Genomic DNA, 21,204 nt, shown 5'->3' on the forward strand with positions numbered 1-21,204 from the left:
CTCCGGGATAGACCTCAGCTGATCTTGATCGGCTTGGCCAGGTTGAAGCGCTTTTGCAGTGCCACGAGGATGAAGAAGAACTTCAGCCGCCACCAGGTGGCGAAGGAAGGGCGGGTGCGTCCGGCTAGGGTGCAGTTGATGGCGCACACCACGCGGAAGCGGTTGCTCGGCTGGAAGAAGAGCTGCGCAAAGTGCTTGGTGTAGAATTTTTCGATGAACTGCCAGAAGCGCCCCACATGGCGGCGGGTGCCCCACTCGTAGCGCTTCAAGGCAAAGGTCATGGCACGCCCGGAGGCGATGGCAGCACTGACGGCACGCGCGCCATCCTGCGCGCTCTTCATGGCCAGCATGACACCGCTGGAAAAGATGGGGTCGATGAACCCGGAGGCATCTCCCACACGCACGAGGCGGGGGGAGACGAGCTTGCGGTTGGTGTAGGAGAAATCAGTGAGCACATGGCCCTGCGTGATGGCCTTTGCATTGATCATGCGGTCCTGCACGGCGGGGGTGCTGAGCACGGCATCGTCAAAGACCTGCTGCGGGTCCTGCTTCAGCGCCTTGAAGTCGGCCTGGTCCAGCACCAGGCCCACGCTGGTCTTGTCATCCTCCAGCGGGATCATCCAGAACCAGGAGTTCTCACGGCGGATGATGAGGATGTCTCCCTTCTCATTTCCCACCGGCATCTGCACGCCGCTGTAGTGGCCAAAGATGGCGATCTTTTTGTGCCCGGGATAGTACTCGCGCAGGTTTTCGCGGTTGGCGGTGAAGTTGCTCAGGCCGCTGGCATCCATGAGGAAGGCGGCGCGCGCCTCGTGATCGGTGCCGTCGGCGGTGCGGTACTTCACCGTGGCGCAATCCGGAGAGACGCAGTGCTCCGTGACCAGCGCCTGCTCCACGACCTCAGCGCCGAGGGACTCCGCATGGCGCAGCAGGATGTCGTCAAATTTGGCGCGCTCCACCTGGATGGACTCGGGAAATTCGGTGAAGGAGCCGCGCGAGAAATCGAGGCGCGTGTGCAGCCGGCCATTGCCCATCCAGAACTGAGCGCCGCGTTTCACCATGAAGCCTGCGCACTGGATCTTGGACCAGACGCCGAGGTCGTCAAAGATCTCGCGATTGTAGGGCAGCAGGGACTCGCCGATGTGGAAGCGCGGAAACTTGGACTTTTCCAGCACGAGCACCGAGCGCCCCGCCTGCCGCAGCGTGACCGCCGCCGTGGCTCCCGCAGGCCCGCCGCCAATGACTATGACATCCCAGGTTTGTTGGCTCATGATCCGGGAATGAATGGTGTTTCCCCGTCCGGATCGCAAGAAAAACTCCAACCTCAGACCAGCCTGAGATCCGATATTTTCATGTCGTGCTGCGCTGTCTTTTCGCAGAAACCAGCATGCGCAGCCGGTCACCCACGCAAGATCCTCGCAAAAAGAGAGTAAATCCAAGGCGGAAACATCCCTATTCTTTTTCTCATGAACGAAAAACTCGAATCTCTGCTGCAGCAAATGCAGGTGCTGGAAAAGGACATCCTGCGGGAGCTGCAGAAGAAGGAGATGGAATTCTTCTACGAGGTGCGCCAGGGCAAGGTGCGCTTCACCAAGGAGGCGCGCGCGCAGCATCGGCGGCTCATCAAGCGCTTCACCCGCTACATCCGCGACTCCCGCTTCATGATCCTGCTGACCACGCCAGTCATCTGGTCGTGCATCATCCCCATCGTCCTCCTGGATGTGTTCATGGTGGTGTATCAGGCCATCTGCTTTCCCATCTACGGCATCCCCAAGGTGAAGCGCAGCGACTACATCAAGCTGGACCGCCGCCACCTGGCCTACCTGAACTGGGCGGAGAAGTTTAACTGCGAGTACTGCGGCTACGCCAACGGCGTGCTGGCCTGCGCCTCGGAGGTGGCCGCGCGCACGGAGCAGTACTGGTGCCCCATCAAGCACGCGCTGCGCATGAAGTCCATGCACAGCCGCTACCGCTTCTTCTTCGACTACGGAGACGCCGAGCACTACCGCCGGCAGATCGAGAAAGTGCGGCGGTCTTTTGAGGACATCGAGAAGGCGGAGGCTGCGGAAGCACCCGCGCAGACAGGCACCTGATGCACGCGCTCATGCGATGGGCGGCGGCACGCCGGGCTCTTTTTTGAAAGCAGCGCAGCAGGCACCTTGCTGCGGGCGTGAATGCTGTTGATTGAGCTTGTCTTGACTCAACGTCCCTCCCGGGGTTCACTGCTACGCTCATTCTCCGGAAGCAAAGCATGAAACTGACTCCATTGTTCTCCACCGTCATTTTGCTCATCTCCTCATCAGCCCAGGCTGGCGCTGCCGAGCTGACCGCCTTTCCCGGAGCGGAGGGTTATGGGCGACTGGCCAAAGGCGGGCGTGGTGGAGATGTTTACCATGTCAAAAACCTCGCAGACTCAGGCGAGGGCTCGCTGCGTGAAGGATTGGAGACCATGACTGGCCCGCGCACGATCGTGTTTGACGTCAGCGGCACCATCGAACTGCAGAAGGAGTTGCGGCTTGAAAACCAATCTGGCCTCACCATCGCGGGGCAGACGGCTCCTGGAGATGGAATCACGTTGAAAAACCAACCGCTGAAATTTTACAATGTCTCGGATCTCGTGCTGCGCTTCATCCGTGTGCGGCTCGGAGATGAACGCAAGGGAGCCGCAGACTGCATCGACCTCGGCGAAACGAAAAAACCAATCAAGCGCGCCATTCTGGACCACGTGACCGCCACCTGGGGTGTGGATGGGACGATGGATGTGTACTTCGCCTCCGACCTCACCCTGCAGTGGTGCCTGCTCGGCGAAGCCCTGCATGACTCGGTGCATGAAAAGGGCCCGCATGCCATGCTCATGTCCATCCGCAAGACACAGGGAAACGTGAGCCTGCACCACAACCTGCTCTTCAGCAGCCGCGACCGCCACCCCACGCTGGGCGGCGGGCCGGAGCCATTCAACCCGACGGCGATTTTTGATTTCCGCAACAACGTCATCTACAACTGGAGCGGCCCCTGCAATCTTGGCCACGGCCAGTTCAGCCTCGTGAACAACTACTGGCGGCCCGGCCCCAACAAGGAACCCCAAACCCTGCCCGTGGCCCCCAAGTCCGAAAAGCCGGACTGCACCGTGGGCTACATGAGCGGCAACCTCTTTGAGGGCAACGAAGCGTACATTCGTGACAACTACAGCGCCGTGCAGTGGGGCACGCGCGGCGGCAAGTACAAGGCGGATGTGCCACGCGAGAAATTTGTGCAGAAGGATTCTCCCGTAGCCGCAGCGGACATCCCCATGACGGAATCCGCCACCGCCTGCTATGACTCCGTGCTGGCCAGGGCGGGCGCATCCAAAGCGCGGGATGCCGCCGACGAACGCGTAGTGCAGGGAATCCGCGACCGCACCCACCGCCAGATCGACAGCCCCAAACAAGTGGGCGGATGGCCTGTGCTCAAATCCCAGCCAGCCCCTCAGGACACAGACGGCGACGGCATGCCAGACGCCTGGGAAAAAAGCCACCGCCTGGACCCGGAGAACGCCAAAGATGGCAACCAGACCACCCTGAGCGCGGAAGGCTACACCAATCTGGAGATGTACCTCGCCGAGCTGGCCGGTGATCCACTGCACTGGAAGTAGACAGCCGCCCATCTCCGCAGCATGTGTGAGCTGGATGGCATGCAAATGCCGCAGAACTCCAAAAGAGCCGCAAAGATGCTGACTCCGAGCATTTGGTGATATGCGGTTGCCGCGCTGCTCTCTAGAAGCCGTAGCTGCGCTCACACTTCACTCCACAACCACACGACTAAGGGTGCAGCTGGGCACGCTCACTTGCGCTGAAACTCGGGGCTGGTGACCAGCGCGCGGATGAACTCGCCCAGGTCATACTCCTTCGCCTGGGCGCGGGAGAGGATGCGTGAGACGAGCGCCTCGTCCGTGAAGCCGCAGGGACGGCCGAGCGCGTACTCGATCAGGGCCTCGGCATAGCCTTTGGCAAAGTCTGCACTGCGCGCGGCGATGAGGTCGCGGAGCTGGAAGTAGTCTGCAAAGGATGGCCCGTTGTAAAACGCGCCGCTGGGGTCGATGGGCCAGGTCTTGAGCACGGTGGTTTTGCCGCCAACACCTTTCTTTTCCTGGCTCTCCTCGGTGCGCCATTTGCCGGCGGCATTGAAGTTTTCCAGACCAAAGCCGATGGGGTCGATCTTGCGGTGGCACTGCAGGCACTGCGCCTCCTCCTGATGCGCCAGCAGGCGCTCGCGGGTGCTGAGCACTTTGCCCTCCAGCCGCGTGAGCTGCGGCACATTGGGCGGTGCGGGCGGCGGCGGGGAGTGCAGGAGCTTGCGCAGCACCCACGCACCGCGCTCCACGGGGCTGGTGCGCTCTCCATTGCTGCCCATGGCCAGGATGGCCGCCATGCCGAGCAGCCCGCCGCGGGGCGATCCGGGCTGCAGCTTCACTTTTTGAAACGCATCACCGCTCACGCCTTCGATGCCGTAGTAGGTGGCCAGCAGGCCATTGATAAAAACCTCGTCGCTCTTCAGCAGGCGGGAGAGGCTGCCGTGGTTTCGGAGCAGGTGCGCAAAGGTCTCGTACACCTCCTGCCGAGCGGCGGCGCGGGCGCTTTCGTCAAAGTCGCGGAACTGCCTGGTGTCGAACTGGAAGAAGTCCAGCCGCTCCATGCCGAGCCACTGATGCACAAAGCCGCTGACAAAGGCATCCGCCTTCGGACTGGCCAGCATGCGTGCCACTTCTTGCGCGAGGACTTCGGGCTTTGACAGATCGCCGCTGCGGGCGCGGGCCAGCAGCGCATCGTCCGGCGGAGCGCTCCAGAGGAAGTAGGAGAGGCGCGTGGCCAGCTCGGTGGCGTCCAGCGTGCGCGCTTTCTGCTCCTGCCCGGGCTCCACGAGGTAGAGAAAATGCGGCGAGGCCAGCACGGCGCTCAGCGGGGTCTTGAGCGCGGCCTGCTGCGTGTCCCCTGCCCTGCGGCGGGCCTGATACAATGCGCACAGTTTGTCCAGATACCCTGCGCTGGGGGCACGACCACGGAAGGCACGCTGCGCAAAGGCGGCGATGCAGGCCCGTGCGTGATCGTGCTCGCTCATGCCCTGGTCATTGGCCAGAAGCACAGGCGGGATCTCCGGAGTGGTCTTCGTGTCATGCAGCATGGGCCCCTCCCACTCCACCCAGTCGATCCACAGCGCGGAGGGCGGGCCTGCGCCGGTTTCCTTGCGTGCGGCCTCGTACACTTCGTGGTCCAGCTTCACATCGCGCTTTTCCCGCAGCACAAAGGTGCGCGGCCCCTGTGCGGTGACGCTGACGGGCAGCTCAATGGTCTGCGGCGCGTCGGTGGTGGCGGTGATCTGAAAGGTCTTCAACAAAGTGAAGTCGTCTTTTTCAATGCGGCTGCCCAGCTCCACGTAGTGGCGTGCGGCGGGCGTGCCTTTCACCACACCGATGCGGAAACGCAGAAGGTATTCGCCGGGCGGCACAGTTTCGATCTCGTGCTTGGTTTTGAGCCAGCCTGAGGGCTGGTCAGGCGGCAGCGTGATGACTTCTTCGGGATGCACGTTGTAGATCGACAAATAAGCCCCGGTCTTGGTGAGCGGGTCCTTGAGATAGCGCTCAAAACTCGGGCCATGCTGCTCAAAGCTGCGGATGCGAAACTTCGCCTCTGGCTCGTCAGGGATGCCTTTCTGCGGCTGCTTCGTTTCAAGAAATTTCTTCGCCGCCTCGTAGCCGCCTTTGAAGTAGCCGTTGTAAGTGCCGCCTACCATGCGGTTTGCGTGCTCTTCGACTTCGCGATGTTCTTTGAAACTCTTCGCGGAAACCGCGAGCGCGCCGTCCTTGCCTTCCACTTCGATCCAGTCCAGCCACAGCGCGAACTCCGGCCCGACGCCGTTGCGCTTCCTGGCCTCTTCAAAGACCTGCCGCGCCGCGTTCTCCGATTCGTAGCTGCCTTTCTCCTGGAAGAAAAAGCCGCGGCCGTTCTCCTGAGAGAACTTCAGCGGAATCTCCAGCACCTGGGGCTTATCCATCATGCCCGTGATCTGATGACTGCTGATGACCGCGCGCACGCCCGAGTCGTGCTGCGAGCCAAACTGTACAAAGTGCCGTGCGGCAGGTGTGTCGCCCGTGGCTGCGATGCGAACACGCACCACGTAGTCGCCGGCAGGCCAGTCGCCCGGAATGCGGAAGGCCTGATACGGATTGACCGCGACATCCTCGATGGTGAGAAACGCGCCCGTCTTTGTCTGCGGGTGCTGCACATAGGCGCGATGATGCGGCACGTAGTGCAGCCAGTCGCGACGCCCCGCGTGGTCTGCATTCACCTCGTCCACAAAGCCGAAGTCCGTGGGTGCAGGCGCGCCTTTGATGCGCCGCCACTGCGAGTAGAGATGTGCTGCGTCGTTCTTTTTCTCCGCGCGCACCTTCTCCAGAATTTCCGCATTCTCCGGCCGCTGCGCCGCTACCTCCACGGCCGCCGTCCACTTCTCATAGCGCTGCCGGTCATCCAGACGTGCTGCCAGCGCCTTCGCGATCCTGGCATTCTTTTCCTCCGCCTCGGTGTGCATGATGCGTGGCACAGCCGGAGCAGGCGTGACATACCGCGCAAAGTGCTCGTCCAGCGCCTGACGCCCCAGCGCGAGGTACTGCTCAAACTGGTCGCTCGACATGAAGAGGGACGAGCCCACGGTGTCAAAGCTGCCCGCACCGCCGTCGGCAGGCAGTTCGTTGACGCGCAGATCCACGCCGAGGAGATCGCGGATGGTGTTCTTGTATTCGCGACGGTTCAGGCGGCGCATGGTGATCTTTCCATGCACATCCCCGAGCGACTGACGCGCAGCCACGAGGGTGTCGGAGAGCGCCTCAAGGAAGTTGGTTTTCGCCAGCTTCTCCGGCTGCTTTTCATCCTCCGGCGGCATCTCGCCGGAGTTCACCTGATTGAGCACCTTCTGCCACAGATCCGCCCGCGCCACCGAGTCCAGCGTGAAGGCGATGTCATCCAGCCGCACCTTGCCCTTCTCCTTTCCAGCACGATGGCAGTCGATGCAGTAGTCCTTGAGAAAGGCGCGGTGCTTCTCATCCAACCGCGCCTGGGGTGCTTCGGCAAAGGCGGAAAGAGAAAGAACGAGAGAGAAGAGCGAAAAAAAACGGAAGGCAGACATTCCAAGATTCCCTGGTGTGAAAACGAACATGCGGTAAAACCTCACGCCATGAGCTGGGAGATGGGTCCCGTGCTGTCTCCATGCCGCTCGGCTTGGGTGCCGATGCCTTGGAGGAGGGTGAGCCACACGTTGGCCAGCGGAGTGTCTTTGGAGAGGACGAGGTGCTGGCCGAGCTTGATGCCTGCGCCGCCGCCGGTGAGGACGGTGGGGCAGTTGTCCAAGAAATGCACGGAGCGGATGTTGCTGCCGTAGGCGAGGCAGGTGTGGTCAAAGAGGCTGCTGCCGTCGGTTTCCTTCACCGCTTTAAGCTTGTCGATCAGTCCTGCCAGAAGCTGGCTCTGCGTGGTATCGCGCTTTTGGGAGGCCTCCATGCGCGGGCCGGTGGTGTAGTGGCTCATGTCGTGCGGCGCCACCTTGAGCCCCAGGCTCTGCAGCAGCGCACCCACTGGCTGGCGATAGGTGAGCACGCGCGTGGTGTCCGTCTGCAGCGCGGCCACGATGAGCGCGTACATCATCTCGATCTCCTCCTTTCCCGCGAGCCCGGGCTTGGGCTCGGCGATCTGCGCCTTGGACTTCGGCACGCTGAGCCACTGCTCGTCTTTGCCCAGGCGCACCTCGATGTCACGGATGCTTTGGAAGTACTCGTCCAGCTTGTCGGTGTCGGTCTTGGTCAGGCCCTTCTGCACGCTCTTGGCATCGTCCAGCACGGCATCCAGCACGCTGCGCTGCTGCGCCAGCTGGGCCTGGCGCTCGCTCAGCGGCGTGGTGTCATCCGAAAACAGGCGGTGAAAGGCGGCCACGGGCGTCTCCAGCCCGGAGAGGGGCTTGCCACGCATGTCCCACGCCAGCGAGAGCCCCGGGCCGTGGCCGGAATTGGGCACATCGGCGGAGTTGAGCTGGATGGAGGCAAAGCGTGTGTCCGCGCCCAGATGTGCGGCGGCCACCTGGTCGGCGCTCACGCTGTTGTGAAAGCTCTGCCCCGGCTCGGCATAGCGGTTGGCCCCGGTGAGCCAGAAGGTGCTGCCCCAGTGTGCCTCATTGCTGAATTTGTTGGAGCAGCCCTGCACCACGGTGATGTCCTTCTGGTGGCGTGCCAGCGGCTGCAGGCCGGGAGAGAGCTGCCAGTCAGCGCCCGTCTGCTTCACATCGGGGAACCACGTCTCATTCGTCACGCCCCAGCCAAAGCCGAGAAACACCATCCGCTTGGGCGGCGTGCTGGTCCTGGGTGCCGCAAAGGCCCGAAACCCGAGCGACTCCAGCGCCGGCAGGGCGATGAGTGTTCCAGTGCTGCGGAGAAAATGGCGGCGTTTTTGCATGCCGAGGGAAACGCCGCTTTTGCCGCGAAATTCTCAACGCATTTTGCTCTGCATGCAGGATGGCATGCAGAGGAGTGCGAACGCACCGCCTCAGGGCTGGAAGGTGCGCAGGCTGCCGGAGGCGGGATCGATCTGCACGGTGATAAAGTTTTTGAGCTTCTGCCCCGGCGGCACGGCTTTGTTTTCCTGGATCGTGAGAAACCACGGCTTCCCATTTTGAAGCTGGGTGCTGCCGTCTGGATGGAAGCGCAGGGCGATGTAGCGCCCATAGATGTCGCTGCCATGAGTCTGGTAGCCGAGGTCGAGGATGGAGGACAAGGTGCGCTCATTGCTGATCACCATGCCGTCTTCGAGCGTGGTCACTGCACCGGCGGGCTCAAAGACCTCGGCGGCGCTGGCGGCACCATCCTGCGGAGAAGTGACGGTGAAGATCCGCAGCTTGCGCAGTGTGGGAGGGCTGTCTGGCTCAATGAGATCCACCGCCTCATAAATGCGCAGCTCGGTGTCTGCATTGAAAAGAGTGGCCAGAGACTGGGCCTCCAGCAGCCGTGCGTAAACGGCATCTGAAGCCGTGCGCAGGCGTGAGGCGGTGACGATGCCCGAGATGTAAGGTGCGGAAACAGCGACGATGATGGCGAGGATGACCAGAACGACGAGAAGCTCCACGAGGGTAAAGGCGGCGGTGTGGCGGCGTGTGTGCATAGGCGGCGGAGATTAAAAGGTGCGGGAGTCCCACCGGGCATTGCGCAAAATGACGGTGGCGGTGAAGGTTTCGAAATTCAGCTTCTGCGCTCTCAGCCATGCCTCCACAGCGTCGAGATCGGTGGAAAAGGAGGCGGCATCGGTAAAGGAGGCTCCGGCCTGATTGAGAAAATCGACCGGCTTGTCCCCCGAGCTCGCAGCCCAGCGCGTGGCGGAGACTTCATCCAGCGCGATCATAGTGACGACGACCACGGGAGGCAGCAGATGCTGGGTGCCCTGCACCACCTCTCCACTTTTGGAGACGGTGACATTCTCCACGTCCGGAGTAGCATTGTTCAGATCGAGCGAATTGTAGGTGTAACCGGGCGCGATCCAGTGCGCAGGCTTTCCGGCGGCGCGGGCGGAGTCTGCAGACACCTGCGGTGAGAGGACCAGGAGGATGATGTTTTCAGCCACGACACGCGCTGACTTGTCGAGGTCCTGGCGGAACCAGTCGGCTGGATGGGTGTAGATGGGATTGCCGAGAGAATCGGTGGTCTTTTCAGCAGGCGGCCGGTATTCGATGAGGCGGTAGCGTGAGCGCCGGGGGATGGAGTAGTCGGCGAGAAATGGGGGCCGGTTGGCAGCATCATCTCCATATTGAATGGCAAAGCCACGCGAGTTCAGCAGACTGCCCTGGGTGCGCTGATCCTGGGTGAGGCCGAGAGGTGCCTGGAAGAACAAGGCGTGCCCTGGATTTGTCGCTGGTGTGGCGTTCTTTCCTATCAGCGTGGTGGCCTTGCCGCTCTGAAACTGCAGCTCAGACTGGCGCACGTAGGCGCTGGGCGGCTTGACGCTGCTGGTGGGGGCGGCGTTGGAGGCGGTGTCGGTGTAGTAGTAGTCCCAGTAGGTGTTCAGCGTGGCGCGTGAGAGGCTGCTGGTGATGAGATCAAACGCCAGCCGCGCCTCGCGGTACTGCTGAGTCTTGCCACGGGCAGTGGTGGTGCTGCGCCGCACGGTGTCCACGGTGCCGACCATGACGAGCAGCAGCATGGAAAGCAGCACGGTGGCCAGCAGCAGCTCCACCAGGGTGAAGGCCCGGCCACCTCTGCGTGAATGAGGGCGCGTTTTCATTTGCCGGTTTTGGCCACCACGTAGGAGACCAGCTTGTAGCTGGAGGGATTGGCGTCATCAAAGACGTAGTCGGCAGCCGGTGTCTGCTTGAGCTTCACCGTCACCCTGCGGAGAAAGGCGTCGTTCTGACTGCTGTCTTTGACGCCGGGCAGGCGCAGATCGCTCACGAGGGGAGCCACTTCAGCGACGTAGGCGATGTCATCTTTCTTCCGGCCAGCGGGGTCCACCGGCATGGCATAGGCATTGAAGTAGAAGCGCTGCTTCGCATTGACGGTGGTGGCCTGGGATTGATCGAGCCTGCCGAGAATCTGCTGGGTGATGCGGCTGGAAGTGGCCACGTCTCCGGCCTTGCGGATGTTGTTCAGGCCATGCGGCAACAGGCCTAGAAGTGTGGTGATGCCGAACGCAGCGATACCGAGCGCGAGCGTGACTTCAGGCAGGGAGAAACCCTGCGATGGAACAAGGCGTGGGGAGGTGCTGGGGGTTTTCATGGGATGTTTTTGGGGGGATGAATGTGGGGGAGGGATCAGTTGCCAAACTTGCGCTTTTCGATGACGCGGAACTGGTAGTAGTTATCGAGGCTCAGGTCTGAGCCGGTGGTGGCGGTGGTGAAGTCCGGCAGGTCTGCCTGCGCGGGGTCGAGGTAGCGCTCCACCACGGCGGAGCCCCGGTGCTCGCTCTCAAATTTATCGGCTGGAGTGACGACATCAGACGGAGAGGAGCGCGCTTTGCGAATGACCTGGGCGATGTAGTGCACGCGGTAGGTGTTTGAGCGTGTGGTGAGGCGCGGGTAGATGCGGGAATAGGGGCGCTCGCGGGTGTTGTCTCCAGTCAGGCGGCGTTTGCTCCAGAAGGTTTCCATCTCTGTCCAGTCACTGACTTCCTGGTCGGGGACGAGGTGGATGTCGCAGATCTCGCTGGGGCTGAGGAAGGCGGACCCTGTTTTGAAGCGGGACTCAAACTGGGCGAGCGTCTTTTCGGGGTCGATCTTGTAATACCACTTCTTGCCATCGGCGCTGGACCAGAAGGTGCTCGGGTCTCCGGATTTGGGAAAGACCTTGTAGCTGGCGGCATCGCTGGTGGGGACGGCAGGGATGCGCTCGCTGGCAAAGAGCGCGTGCAGGCCGCTGGCACGTCGGATGTTAGTAAATGGCAGGATTTGGTAGTTGAGGTTGATCTTGCCTGCAGTGGAGAAGGGCTCGCTGATGGCATAGGGCTCCACGACGGGCATCCAGAAGTACTCCAGCAGGAGGTGGTCTGGCGGGTCGATGCCGCCGAGCCTGGCCGGGCCGCCGGGGTGGTTCTGCTGCGGGCGGAAATGCAACGTACGCCAGGGTTTGCCAGAAATCACGCCGGTGGGCAGTGAGCCCAGCATGACGGGAGATGAGATGAGGCGGTTGGGGGAGAAGAGGGTGTTGTCCAGCGTGGTTTGCTGACCGGCTTCACTGAAGTAAGGAACGCCGTTGTTGTTGGGGATGATGTTGCGGTTGCCCTCGTCGGGCTTGTTGATGTAGGGGCCATCGCGTGCCGGGCCGGGGCCGTTGTCAAAGTCGCCGTACTTCTGCGCTGAGATGCTGGCATCACTGGTATAGGGCAGGTCTGGAATACGACTGGCGGGATAGTCGGCGCCAGAAACAAGACGGCCTGAATAGTCTGATGTAGTGCCGTAGTCGTAGCCCGGGAGCTGGTCGGAGACGAAGCTGGAAAAGCTGTGCGCCAGCCTGCGCTGCCCGTAGAAGCGGTGTGGCGCCCACTGGCTGGCGTCCACCACGCTCATGGCGGAGGTCAGGCGGTAGTCCCCATGCTTGATCAAGACAGTCTGCACCACGTCACTGCCTTCATTGATCTCCGCCTGTGCCAGGGAGGCGGATTTCTCCGGGGCGTAGAAGCGCTGGGAGGAATCCTCTGCATCAAAGCCGAAGAAAAAAGCGCCGCGTGCAGCCTTGAAACCTGTTTTTGCATTGCCTGTGCGCACATCCTGGTTGTCGCGAAAGATGCGGCCGCGCTGGGGGTTGGCGCTGACTTTGGCAAGCGTGCTGTAATAGTTGTTCAGCGTGTCATTCTTGATCGCATTGACCTGGTTTTTATTCAGGCTGAAGCCCAGGGCTCCGCGGCTGTAAAAAGTCCACCAGGCAGGAGCGTCAATGATGTCGGCAGTGACGGCCACATTCTTGTTAAACTGACGCACCAGTGTGGGAGCTGCCACGGTATTGGCTGGAAAGCTGGGCTTGAGAGTCTGCACCAGAGTAGCAGCGGTATCTCCGGAGACGGGAAGGCGACCGATGTGCCCACTGTAGATCTGGATGGTCAGATCTGCCTTTGAAATGTCCATGGGGACCAGGCCGCCACGCCCCACATTGATGTCCAGAAAGTTGCTGAGCAGGTTGTAGTTGAGCACGCAGGTGCTGGTGTCAGATCCTGTGCCGGGTTTGATAATCCATTCAGTGTTGCCCCAGTTGTTGTCCGCAGGCATGGGAGGGCGGGAAATGGCCTCGCGTCCGCGCAGCAGTCCTTTGAGCCCTGTGCCGTAGCCACCGGTGAGCTGGCTGCCATTGTTGGTGGCGCGGCGTCCGGTGTAGAATCTCTCGCTGTCGTTGGGGAAGAGCTGCTTGCCATTGACGAGGAATTTGCTGAGACCGGAAACCACGACGGTGATCTCGGGCTCGATGAGCGTGTAGCCCGCGCCCGGCACAAAGAACTCCATCAGCACACGGGCCTGGATGCGGCGGAAGCCGGGCAGCAGAGCGGTGCTTTTGTCGAGCTGGAAATTCCAGTTGGCAGGCTGATAGCCAGGATGATTGGCATCTGGACCGTAAGGGAAGCCGCCCGTCTTGGGCCAGGTCTTGGTGTCGGCTTTTTCGCCAAAGAAAGGATTGGGGACAGGCACGGGCGGGAAGTTGGAAAACCAGCGCGCCTGCAAGGCATTTCCCTCCGGGGCTGGCAGTGCCAGAGCCGTGCGGCCGCCGGGCTTGCCCAGAGGGACGTTGGTTTTGGAAAACGTCTCGGCGTAGGGGTTGTCGGGGTCGTCTGTGTTGTCGGCGGCGCAGATGAAATGCAGCCCCACTTCAGTGATGGTGGGGATGCGACCGATCCCCTGAAACACACTGCTGCCTGCATTCCACTGTGATGGCGTGACCTGGCCGTGTCCGGGATTCCCGAGCATCTCCTTGGTGCCTGTTGGACTAGCGTCTGGATCGTCGGCGGCGGCATCTCCGGACTGCCGGAAGTCGGTGAAGGTCTTGAAGCTGAAATTTCGCGTGGAGCCGGTGGCGTAGCCCAGCAGGTAGTTTTGTGTAACGTTCCCACCGGGAAGACTTTGAGAGATGTTGCCGTCGTACAGATTCGTGGAGCGGACGTAGTCAAAGATCTCGACAAGGATCTGCCGCAGGTCATCGCCATATTTGGTCTGATAGTTTTGCGCCGGGCTGGCCGCAAAGCCGGGCATCGGATTTTGCAGAAGATTGTACAGATAGTTCAGCAGATCCTTGTTTTCCGTGATGCCGCTGATGTCCTGTGTGGAGTCGGCATTTTTACGCTGGAAGATGTATCTGCGCAGGCCACCCGATTTGCCGCCCTGCTGGCGCAGCGTGGAGCAGAAGGCCACGAGCTGGTCATAGGCGGTGCTGTAGCTGTAGTCCGCACCAGACTGGAGCACGCTTTTGTAATGGATGGGCCAGAGCGCGATCTTGGGCAGTCCGTGCAGATTCAGCTCCGGGGCACGGCTGTGGGCGGTGAGGAAGAAGCCTTTGCGCTGCAGCATGCTGTTGGCGCGCTGCAACGATATGTTGCTGCTGCTGTCATTGCCGACGCTGTCCTGCCAGTATTTGTTGAAGGTGCGGTCCTGCTGGAAGAGGTACTCGTCCAGATTGTCGTAAAGCCGCTCCTTGCGGTACTGGGCCAGCTGCACCTGGGCCATATTGGAGTCTGAGTAGGGCACGGTGGCGCTGTTGCTGCCGCCCACGCCGATTTTGGGTGTCAGGCCGTAGATGATGTCTTTGTCCTCCTTGGTGAGGGTCTTGCCGGGGAAAAGGATGGGGCTGAGAGCTGTGGTGGCAGGATGGCCGGGGTAGCGCTGCAGCTCGCCATTGGCAGGCTGGTAGCGTGCATAGCCGGCGTCTTCCTCATGGAAGAAGGTGGGCACGGCCCAGGCGGTGGGCTCGGAGGCGGTGTTGATGTTGACCTTGGTGGATTCATCGTCTCCCCAGAAGGCGATGCGGCCCACGATGGGATTGGCCGCAGTGGCGGGCACAGGACCGACAAACTTGTTGTCCGCATCCAGCGTGCCCAGCGTGCCATCTTGGAGCATGTAGAGCCACTCCACCGGCATGGGCAGGCGCTGGGAATCGCCACCGGTAGTCTGCACGCCGGAGAGTGTGGTGCCGTCTGCCAGCTTGCTGGTGTAGGAGAAGCCGCCCACGGTGTCTGTGCCCCCCGTCATGGCACGCGGATCAATGATGGGAAACTGCAGCGAGGTGGTGCCGTCTGCCGCCACACGGTGCACGGGGCGGTTGAGATCGACGTAGCGTGCCTTGAGATCCAGCCAGTTGGCGGGAGGTGCGTCGGAGATGAGCTTCTTCTCCACGTCCTTGCCACCGGGCACGACCATCTGGGAGCTGGAGTAGAGCTTGTAAGCAGCAAGGAGGTCCCCCGAGGCCTGATACTGGCGGATCATGCCCGGCTGTGAAGTCCACACCTCGCGGCCCTGGGTGCCTGTGGCTGGCGTGGTGCCTTTGCGCAGCTGCGAGATGGCCACATCCACCGCCAGGTCTCCGAGCTGCCGCGCCTGCTGGCCGCTGGCGTAGCGGCTGGCTCCTTTGAGCTCGGCGTCAGACACGGAGAAAACCGCGACCATGAAGGTGAGCATGAGTGCGAGCATGAGCACGACCACCACCAGGGCCATGCCCTGGCGGCTCTTGGAGAATGAAACAGCGTGGTATTTCATGGCAGAACGGAGGTTGAAAGGGAACGACGGCGGCGGAGGCCCAGCGCGGTGAGGCTGAGGAGGACAAGCAGCGCCCGCGAGGGCTCGGGCACAGCGGCGGTGATGTAGAGCACGCCTGCGGTGGTGAAGAGGTCCGTGCCCCAGCTCAGCGTGGTATCACTGAGCGCCGGAAGGCCGAGGTCTGTGGCGACATTGAAATCGCCGGCATCCAGCGTGCTCCAGTCGAGGAGATTGAAGACATCGCCATAGACGGGTGTGTAGTTTTTGAGGGAGATGTCCAGCACGCCACCAGCATGCAGGTGCAGCGTGCCGGTGACATTGATGAGGTCCACGCTAGGGGAGGCGGTGCTGCCAAAGGCGAGCACGTTTGCCGGCACGGTGGGGTCGCTGGTATTGCCAGTGGCGGCGCCGATCTGGAAGAGCGCGCGCGGCAGCAGGGTGCTGGCACCGCCAAGGAGTGTGAGGTCGCCATTGACCGTCAGCGTGCCCAGGCCATCGCCAGCCGTGGCGATGCTGGTGGGATCAGAGCTGGCACCGGCACTGAGAGTCACGGCGCCACCCACCCCGAGGGAGCCAACCACAGTGCCGGTGCCGCTGATGGCGCGCACGCCGGTGCTTCCATTCTGGGAATACCCTCCGGCGACGCCCGAGACATCGAGCGTGGCACCGGAGTCCACCTGAACCCATGAGGAAGCATTGATGCTGGCGCTGCCAGCAAGGGCCAGCGTGCCACCACTGAGGGTGGTCTTGCCAGTGTAGGTGACGGCACCACCGAGCGTCAGCGTGGTGCCCGTGCCGGTCTTGACCAGCGCGGTCTGCGCGGCAGCGCCGTCCTGGATCACTCCATTGAAGACTCCGGCACTGCTGACAGTGAGCGTGGAGGTGCCGGAGGCGGCCCCATTGGTGATGACCGCAGCTCCGGTGCCGGCGCTGCTGAGGCCGCCGATGGTTTCATTGTAGCCATTGAGATCATAGGTGCCGGCGCTGTTGCTCGTGGCATCTCCCAGCGTGAGCGTGGTGGCATCTGGCAGCACGCCGCTGGCTCCGTTTTTCAAGACGCCGCCGTTATAGACATTGGTGGTGCCCGCGTAGTTGTTGGACGTCTGCGAAAAGACGACGGTGGCGTTGTCAATATTGAGCGCCGCAGAGGCACCGGCGATCTGGCCGGTCACGTGAATCTCCCCGCCCGTGAGGGTGAGCGGACGTGAGGCGCGTGTGAGCGTGCCGCTGAGCGTCAGCACGGCACCACCGCTGTTTTTGATGATGCCGCCGCCCACACCACCCACGGTGATGCCTCGTGCGAGGGTGGCGTCTGTCAGCCCGGTGTACTCCAGCGTGCCGGAGGTGGTGGCGGTGCCGAGAGTGACCGCGCTCGTGGCAGTGCCCAGAGGCTGGGCAGTGGCAGCGGCAGCCAAGGTGCCGACCTTCAGCGTGCCTGCGCTGACCGCCACGGCACCGCTGAAGGTGTTGGCGGCATTCAGCGTCCAGGTGCCTGAGCCGTCCTTGGTCAGGCTGGTGACAAAGGAGGCATCGGCAATCACGCCATTGATGATGCCATTCCCTGCCCCGCCGATGAGCAGAGTGCGCACGCCCGTGGCTCCGGTGGAGTCGATGCCGCCATTGATCGTCAAGGTGCCGGACTGGGAGACGATCTTGCCATTGCCACCACCGCCGTTGACCAAGGCGATGGCGCCATTGATGACGTTGTTGCCTGCGACGCTGACGATGGCCCCGGGATTGGAGGCGGTATTGACCACGCTGCCATCGCTGCTGATGGCAAAGCTGATGCTGCTGTCCAGCGTGATGGCGCTGCTGGTTCCGTCGATGAGCAGTGCCGGGCGTGAGGCATTTCCAATGCTGACCGTCTTTGGCCCGATGCCGAGGGCGCTGCTGTTGGTGATGCGCAACGCGCCGCCGGTGATGGTGACATTTCCTGTGAAGGTGTTCACCCCGCTGAAGGTCACGATGCCGCTGGTGCCGCCGGAGCCGATGACGATGGCATTGGTGCCCGCACCGCTGCTGCTGATGACGCCGCTGATGTTCAGTGTGGAGTCAGCGCGCAGGATGGTGAGCGTGGCGCTGCCGCTGGTGGGATTGAGAGTGATGTCTCCACTCCCCAGGCTGCCGGTGGTGCCCGTTCCGCTGCTGGCTCCGATCTGCAAGGTGCCGCCGCTGATGGTCGTGCCGCCAGTATAGCTGCTGTCTGCGGTGAGGATGAGGGTGCCAGCACTTGTTTTGACCAGACCGCCTGTGCCGCTGATGCCGCCGGTGAGAGTCAGCGTGGCGGCGCTGGCTGCATCCACCGTGCCACCGCCGCTGAGAGCGAGCGCGGAGTCGATCCTGCTGGCGGTGCCGCTGGTGGTCTTGAGCGTGCCGCCATTGAGCTGGATGTTTTCGAGAATGCCGCTGAAGCCTGTGACATCCAGCGCCGCGCCCGCCGCCACCTGAGTGCCGCCAGTCGTGTCTCCCAGGGCGCTGGCACCGCCCAGCTTGAGCGTGCCTGCGCTGATGGTGATGCCGCCGGTAAAGCCCGCATTGTTTCCCGAGAGCAGCACCAGTCCCCCGCCCTGCTTGATGATGCTGCCTGAGCCGCTGATGACATTGGCAAAGCTGAAGTCCTCGGGGCGGTTGAAGATGAGCGTGCCGTTGTCGATGATGGCCCCGCTGCCGTAGGTGCCCACGCCTGCCGTGGCTCCATCTCCGAGGATCAGGCTGCCTGCGGCGATGGTGGTGGTGCCGGTGAAGTCATTGAAGCCGCTGTTGATGATGGTCAGCGATCCACTGCCCTGCTTGAGAATGGAGGTGCTGCCGCTGAGGCTGCCCACGCCGCTGAAGGTATAGGCCAGCGTGTTGTTGCTGACCGTGATGGAGTTTGGCGTGAGGGTTGTGGTGAGGTTGACATTGGTGGAGCCTGTGGCCGTGTCATCAAAGCGCACGCTGTCCACCACCGAGACAAACTGGAGGTAGCGCGTGGCATTGCCGCTGGTCGTTTCCTTCCAGTTCACCGTGCCGCTGCCGGTGGTGGGATCTGCGCCGTCATTGATGTCCCAGTCGCTGCTGGTGGCCCCGGTCCATTTGGGCACATCAAAGGCGGTGATGTTGAGCTGCAGGGTGGAAAGAGCGGTGTTGTTCACCAGAGCAGCCGTCACGCGCGCCGGAGTGCTGCCCAGCGCCAGCCCGGCAAAGCCGGAGCCGCCGATGCTGCCGCTGTAACGGATGAGGTCAAACACTCCCACGCTCAGCCCCGTGCCACTGATGTTGATGGTGCTGAGGCCGCCGGTGGTGAAGGTGGTGGTGCCGAGCACTGGCGCGGTGGGATTGCTGAAGCTGCCCAGGCTCAAGGACAAGACGGCTCCGGTGGATGAGCCAAGGGTGATGCTGGAGGCCTGCAGGGTCTGGCCTGCCGCCGCCAGCGAAAGCCCGAGCGTGGCCCCATCCGCAACGCTGAGGACTCCGCCACCAGTCTGCGCGGTGGTGAGATTCAGCACGCCCGCGCTGAGGATGGTGTCTCCGCTGTAGGTATTGGCGGCGGAGAGCGTCCAGGTACCCGTGCCAGCTTTGGTCACGCCCAGCTTCACGCCGCCATTGTCCGCGATGAGCCCGTTGACCGTGCCGCTGGCAGCGCCGTCGAGAATCACGGTGCGTGCGGACCCCGCAGCGGCATCCGCCTTGATGCCGCCATTCACCGTGAGCGATCCTGCACTGACGGAGATGCGTGTCTGCCCGGTGCCAAAGCCGCCGCTGGCAACGGTGATGCCGCCAGCAATGACGTTGTTGCCTGCAGTGCTGGCAATGGCGGGAGTGGTGGCGTCGTCATTGCTGGTGATGAAGCTCAGACTGGCAGCGAGGCTGAGATCCCCTGCACTGCCATCCAGCCTGAGGCTGGGCGCTGCAGTGGTGCCGCTGATCGTCACCGTCTTGCTGGCTGTACCCAGGGCGCTGCTGGTTTTGATGATGAGCGTGCCGCCGGAGATGGTCACATTGCCCGCAAAGGTGTTCGAAGTGCCAGAGAGAGTCAGCGTGCCGGCACCGGTTTTGATCAGCGCGAGGTTGTTCTCATTCGTGCCTGCACCGCCGAGGGCCTGCGCCCAGGTGACAGCGGCGGCGTTGTTCAGCGTCAGGGTGGAAATGCTGGCGGCACCGCCCACGATGCCATTGCTCAAGCTGCTGGCGTTTCCGCTGATCGAGAGCCCCGTAACTGTCTGATTGCTGGCGCCGCTGGCGTCTCCGAGCTGGAGCACGCCGCTGTTGGCCGCATTGCCAAACTGCAGCGCCGTGGCGGAGGACAGGCGGTTGTCTCCGCCCGTGAGGATGAGACGGCCGTTGTTGATGCGCGTATTGCCGGTGTAGGTATTGACGGCGGTGATCGTCAGAGTCCCTGCGCCCCCTTTGGTCAGCGCACCGGTGCCCAGCGTGCCGGTCTGCAGCGCCGTGGCAAAGGTGACGTTGTTGCCATTGGTGTCCGCCGTGGCCACGATGCCGTCGGCGATTTTGATTCTGGAGGAGAGATCCACCGTGGTGGCGGTGCCCCATTGCAAGCTGGAGGTTGCGGCAAAGGTAATGGTGCCGCTGCTGCCGAGAGCACCATTCACAAAATTCAGCGTGCCCTGATTGAGAATGACACCGCCGGTGAAGGTGCTGGCGGTATTGCTGAGCGTGAGCGCAGCGGAGCCGGTCTTGCTCAGCGCGAGATTGTTTTCATTCGTGCCGGAGCCGCCGAGCAGCCCCGCGTAAGTGACGGCGGCGGAGTTGTTGATGGTGAGGGTGGACACTGCTGCATTGCCGCCCACCACGGCATTGGTGGTGCCGCTACCGGCGATCGTGAGAGAGGTGGTGGTCTGATTCACCGCGGCACTGGCATCTCCCAGCTGCAGCACGCCGTTGTTGGCCCCCTGCCCCAGACCGATGGTGCCGGTGACAGCCAGGCGGTTGTCTCCGCCGCTGAGCACCACGCGGCCCACGCTGATCTTTGTCAGCCCGGTGTAGGTATTGGCTGCGGTGATGGTGAGGATGCCCGCGCCGGTCTTGGTAAGCGCGCCAGTACCAAGCGCACCTGTTTGGATGGCGGTGGCAAAGGTCACATTATTGGCTCCAGGAGCGATGGTGGCCGTGACTCCGTCTTCGATTTTGATCTGCGCGGACAAGTCCTGGGTGTTGGTGCCGTTCCAGGTCAGCGTGGATGAGCCCTGAAAATCCACCAGATTGGTGCCGAGAGAGCCTGTGGCGAATTGGAGGTCCGCGCCTGACTGCAGGCGGAAGCCGCCCGTGAGAGTGTTCGTCGTGGAGGTGAGCCTCAGTGAGCCAGGGCCGCTGATGCTGACGCCCTGTGTGCCGGCCAGGGATGCCGATATGATGGTCACATTGCTGGTGACGACGATGGAGGGCACTCCGGTGGAAGTAGCCAGCGTCAGCGTCCAAGGGCCGCCGGTGCCGTTGGCCAGCGTCCAGTTGTTCGACGGAGCGGAGTCGCCAATCTTCAAGGTGCCCACCGTGAAGCTGGCCCCCAGATTGATCGTACGCGCGGCGGTGATGTCCACGGTGCTGAAATCGGCCACGGCATCCGTGCCGCTGGCGATGATGCCGCCGGACCAGTTGCTGGTCGTGCCCCAGATGCCGCCGGTGCTGTTGGTCCACGTGCCGCTGGTCTGGGCTGAAGCCTGGGCCACCATCAGCAGGAGCAGTGAAAAGAGCAGTAAAGAATGCTGTGCGCGTCCAATGGCCGGACGTGTGAATGAAGAGGATGGATGAGAGGGGGGATTCATGGTCTGGGGGTGGCCTTGGGGCGGCCTCCGCCGTCTTTCGGGAGAAAGTGCGCGCGGTGTTTTTTTGAGGCAGACCTTCCTGTGTGCGGATCAGTCTCTGGGGGAGCGGGAGCCATCTCAGGCTGCCCTGCTCAGGGGATGGAGGCGCTGCCCTGCCGGGGCTCACGCATAGGCTCAGGCACGACAGCTCGCGGCCTGCGATATGGCGCAG

General features: G+C 62.5%; 10 protein-coding genes. 2 read left to right on the forward strand and 8 right to left on the reverse strand.

From position 1 onward, the window contains the following. Positions 1–14 precede the first annotated feature (14 nt). Entirely contained in the window at positions 15–1,271 is a 1,257-nt protein-coding gene (locus tag HNQ65_RS04755; RefSeq protein WP_184338321.1) for an NAD(P)/FAD-dependent oxidoreductase, read from the reverse strand. Between the two features lie 195 nt (positions 1,272–1,466). On the opposite strand from HNQ65_RS04755, the gene HNQ65_RS04760 reads away from it, so the two are divergent. Beyond that, positions 1,467–2,093, forward strand: a complete 627-nt coding sequence (locus HNQ65_RS04760) for a hypothetical protein (protein ID WP_184338322.1) — start codon at positions 1,467–1,469, stop codon at positions 2,091–2,093. Positions 2,094–2,251: 158 nt separating this feature from the next. Continuing rightward, positions 2,252–3,631 (forward strand): pectate lyase family protein, encoded by a 1,380-nt coding sequence (locus HNQ65_RS04765; protein WP_184338323.1) that lies wholly within the window; start codon positions 2,252–2,254, stop codon positions 3,629–3,631. Positions 3,632–3,819: 188 nt separating this feature from the next. Here the strand turns inward: HNQ65_RS04765 and HNQ65_RS04770 are convergent, their stop codons facing one another. The 7 genes from HNQ65_RS04770 to HNQ65_RS04800 form a co-directional block, all read right to left on the reverse strand. After that, entirely contained in the window at positions 3,820–7,158 is a 3,339-nt protein-coding gene (locus tag HNQ65_RS04770) for a DUF1592 domain-containing protein (RefSeq protein WP_184338324.1), read from the reverse strand. Positions 7,159–7,199: 41 nt separating this feature from the next. Continuing rightward, positions 7,200–8,474, reverse strand: a complete 1,275-nt coding sequence (locus HNQ65_RS04775) for a DUF1552 domain-containing protein (protein WP_184338325.1) — start codon at positions 8,472–8,474, stop codon at positions 7,200–7,202. A 90-nt stretch (positions 8,475–8,564) separates the two neighbouring features. After that, on the reverse strand, positions 8,565–9,176 hold the full coding sequence (vccD, locus tag HNQ65_RS04780; protein ID WP_184338326.1) for a Verru_Chthon cassette protein D: 612 nt from the start codon (positions 9,174–9,176) through the stop codon (positions 8,565–8,567). Between the two features lie 12 nt (positions 9,177–9,188). After that, positions 9,189–10,289, reverse strand: a complete 1,101-nt coding sequence (gene vccC, locus HNQ65_RS04785) for a Verru_Chthon cassette protein C (protein WP_184338327.1) — start codon at positions 10,287–10,289, stop codon at positions 9,189–9,191. After that, positions 10,286–10,780, reverse strand: a complete 495-nt coding sequence (vccB, locus tag HNQ65_RS04790; protein WP_184338328.1) for a Verru_Chthon cassette protein B — start codon at positions 10,778–10,780, stop codon at positions 10,286–10,288. The genes vccC and vccB overlap by 4 nt, the downstream gene beginning before the upstream one ends. Before the next feature lie 35 nt (positions 10,781–10,815). Continuing rightward, positions 10,816–15,231, reverse strand: coding sequence for a Verru_Chthon cassette protein A (gene vccA / locus HNQ65_RS04795; protein WP_184338329.1), 4,416 nt, complete (start codon positions 15,229–15,231; stop codon positions 10,816–10,818). Continuing rightward, a complete protein-coding gene (locus HNQ65_RS04800) occupies positions 15,228–20,993 on the reverse strand; it encodes a beta strand repeat-containing protein (RefSeq protein WP_184338330.1) in 5,766 nt (1,921 codons plus the stop codon). The genes vccA and HNQ65_RS04800 overlap by 4 nt, the downstream gene beginning before the upstream one ends. Positions 20,994–21,204: the final 211 nt, after the last annotated feature.

This window comes from Prosthecobacter vanneervenii (genome assembly GCF_014203095.1).
Lineage (GTDB): Bacteria > Verrucomicrobiota > Verrucomicrobiia > Verrucomicrobiales > Verrucomicrobiaceae > Prosthecobacter > Prosthecobacter vanneervenii.

Excerpts from the sequence above, each read along its gene's own strand:
- HNQ65_RS04765 (WP_184338323.1), top strand. The coding sequence starts at position 2,252 with ATGAAACTGACTCCATTGTTCTCCACCGTCATTTTGCTCATCTCCTCA.
- vccC (WP_184338327.1), bottom strand. The coding sequence starts at position 10,289 with ATGAAAACGCGCCCTCATTCACGCAGAGGTGGCCGGGCCTTCACCCTG.
- vccD (WP_184338326.1), bottom strand. The coding sequence starts at position 9,176 with ATGCACACACGCCGCCACACCGCCGCCTTTACCCTCGTGGAGCTTCTC.
- vccB (WP_184338328.1), bottom strand. The coding sequence starts at position 10,780 with ATGAAAACCCCCAGCACCTCCCCACGCCTTGTTCCATCGCAGGGTTTC.
- HNQ65_RS04800 (WP_184338330.1), bottom strand. The coding sequence starts at position 20,993 with ATGAATCCCCCCTCTCATCCATCCTCTTCATTCACACGTCCGGCCATT.
- HNQ65_RS04755 (WP_184338321.1), bottom strand. The coding sequence starts at position 1,271 with ATGAGCCAACAAACCTGGGATGTCATAGTCATTGGCGGCGGGCCTGCG.
- vccA (WP_184338329.1), bottom strand. The coding sequence starts at position 15,231 with ATGAAATACCACGCTGTTTCATTCTCCAAGAGCCGCCAGGGCATGGCC.
- HNQ65_RS04760 (WP_184338322.1), top strand. The coding sequence starts at position 1,467 with ATGAACGAAAAACTCGAATCTCTGCTGCAGCAAATGCAGGTGCTGGAA.
- HNQ65_RS04770 (WP_184338324.1), bottom strand. The coding sequence starts at position 7,158 with ATGTCTGCCTTCCGTTTTTTTTCGCTCTTCTCTCTCGTTCTTTCTCTT.
- HNQ65_RS04775 (WP_184338325.1), bottom strand. The coding sequence starts at position 8,474 with ATGCAAAAACGCCGCCATTTTCTCCGCAGCACTGGAACACTCATCGCC.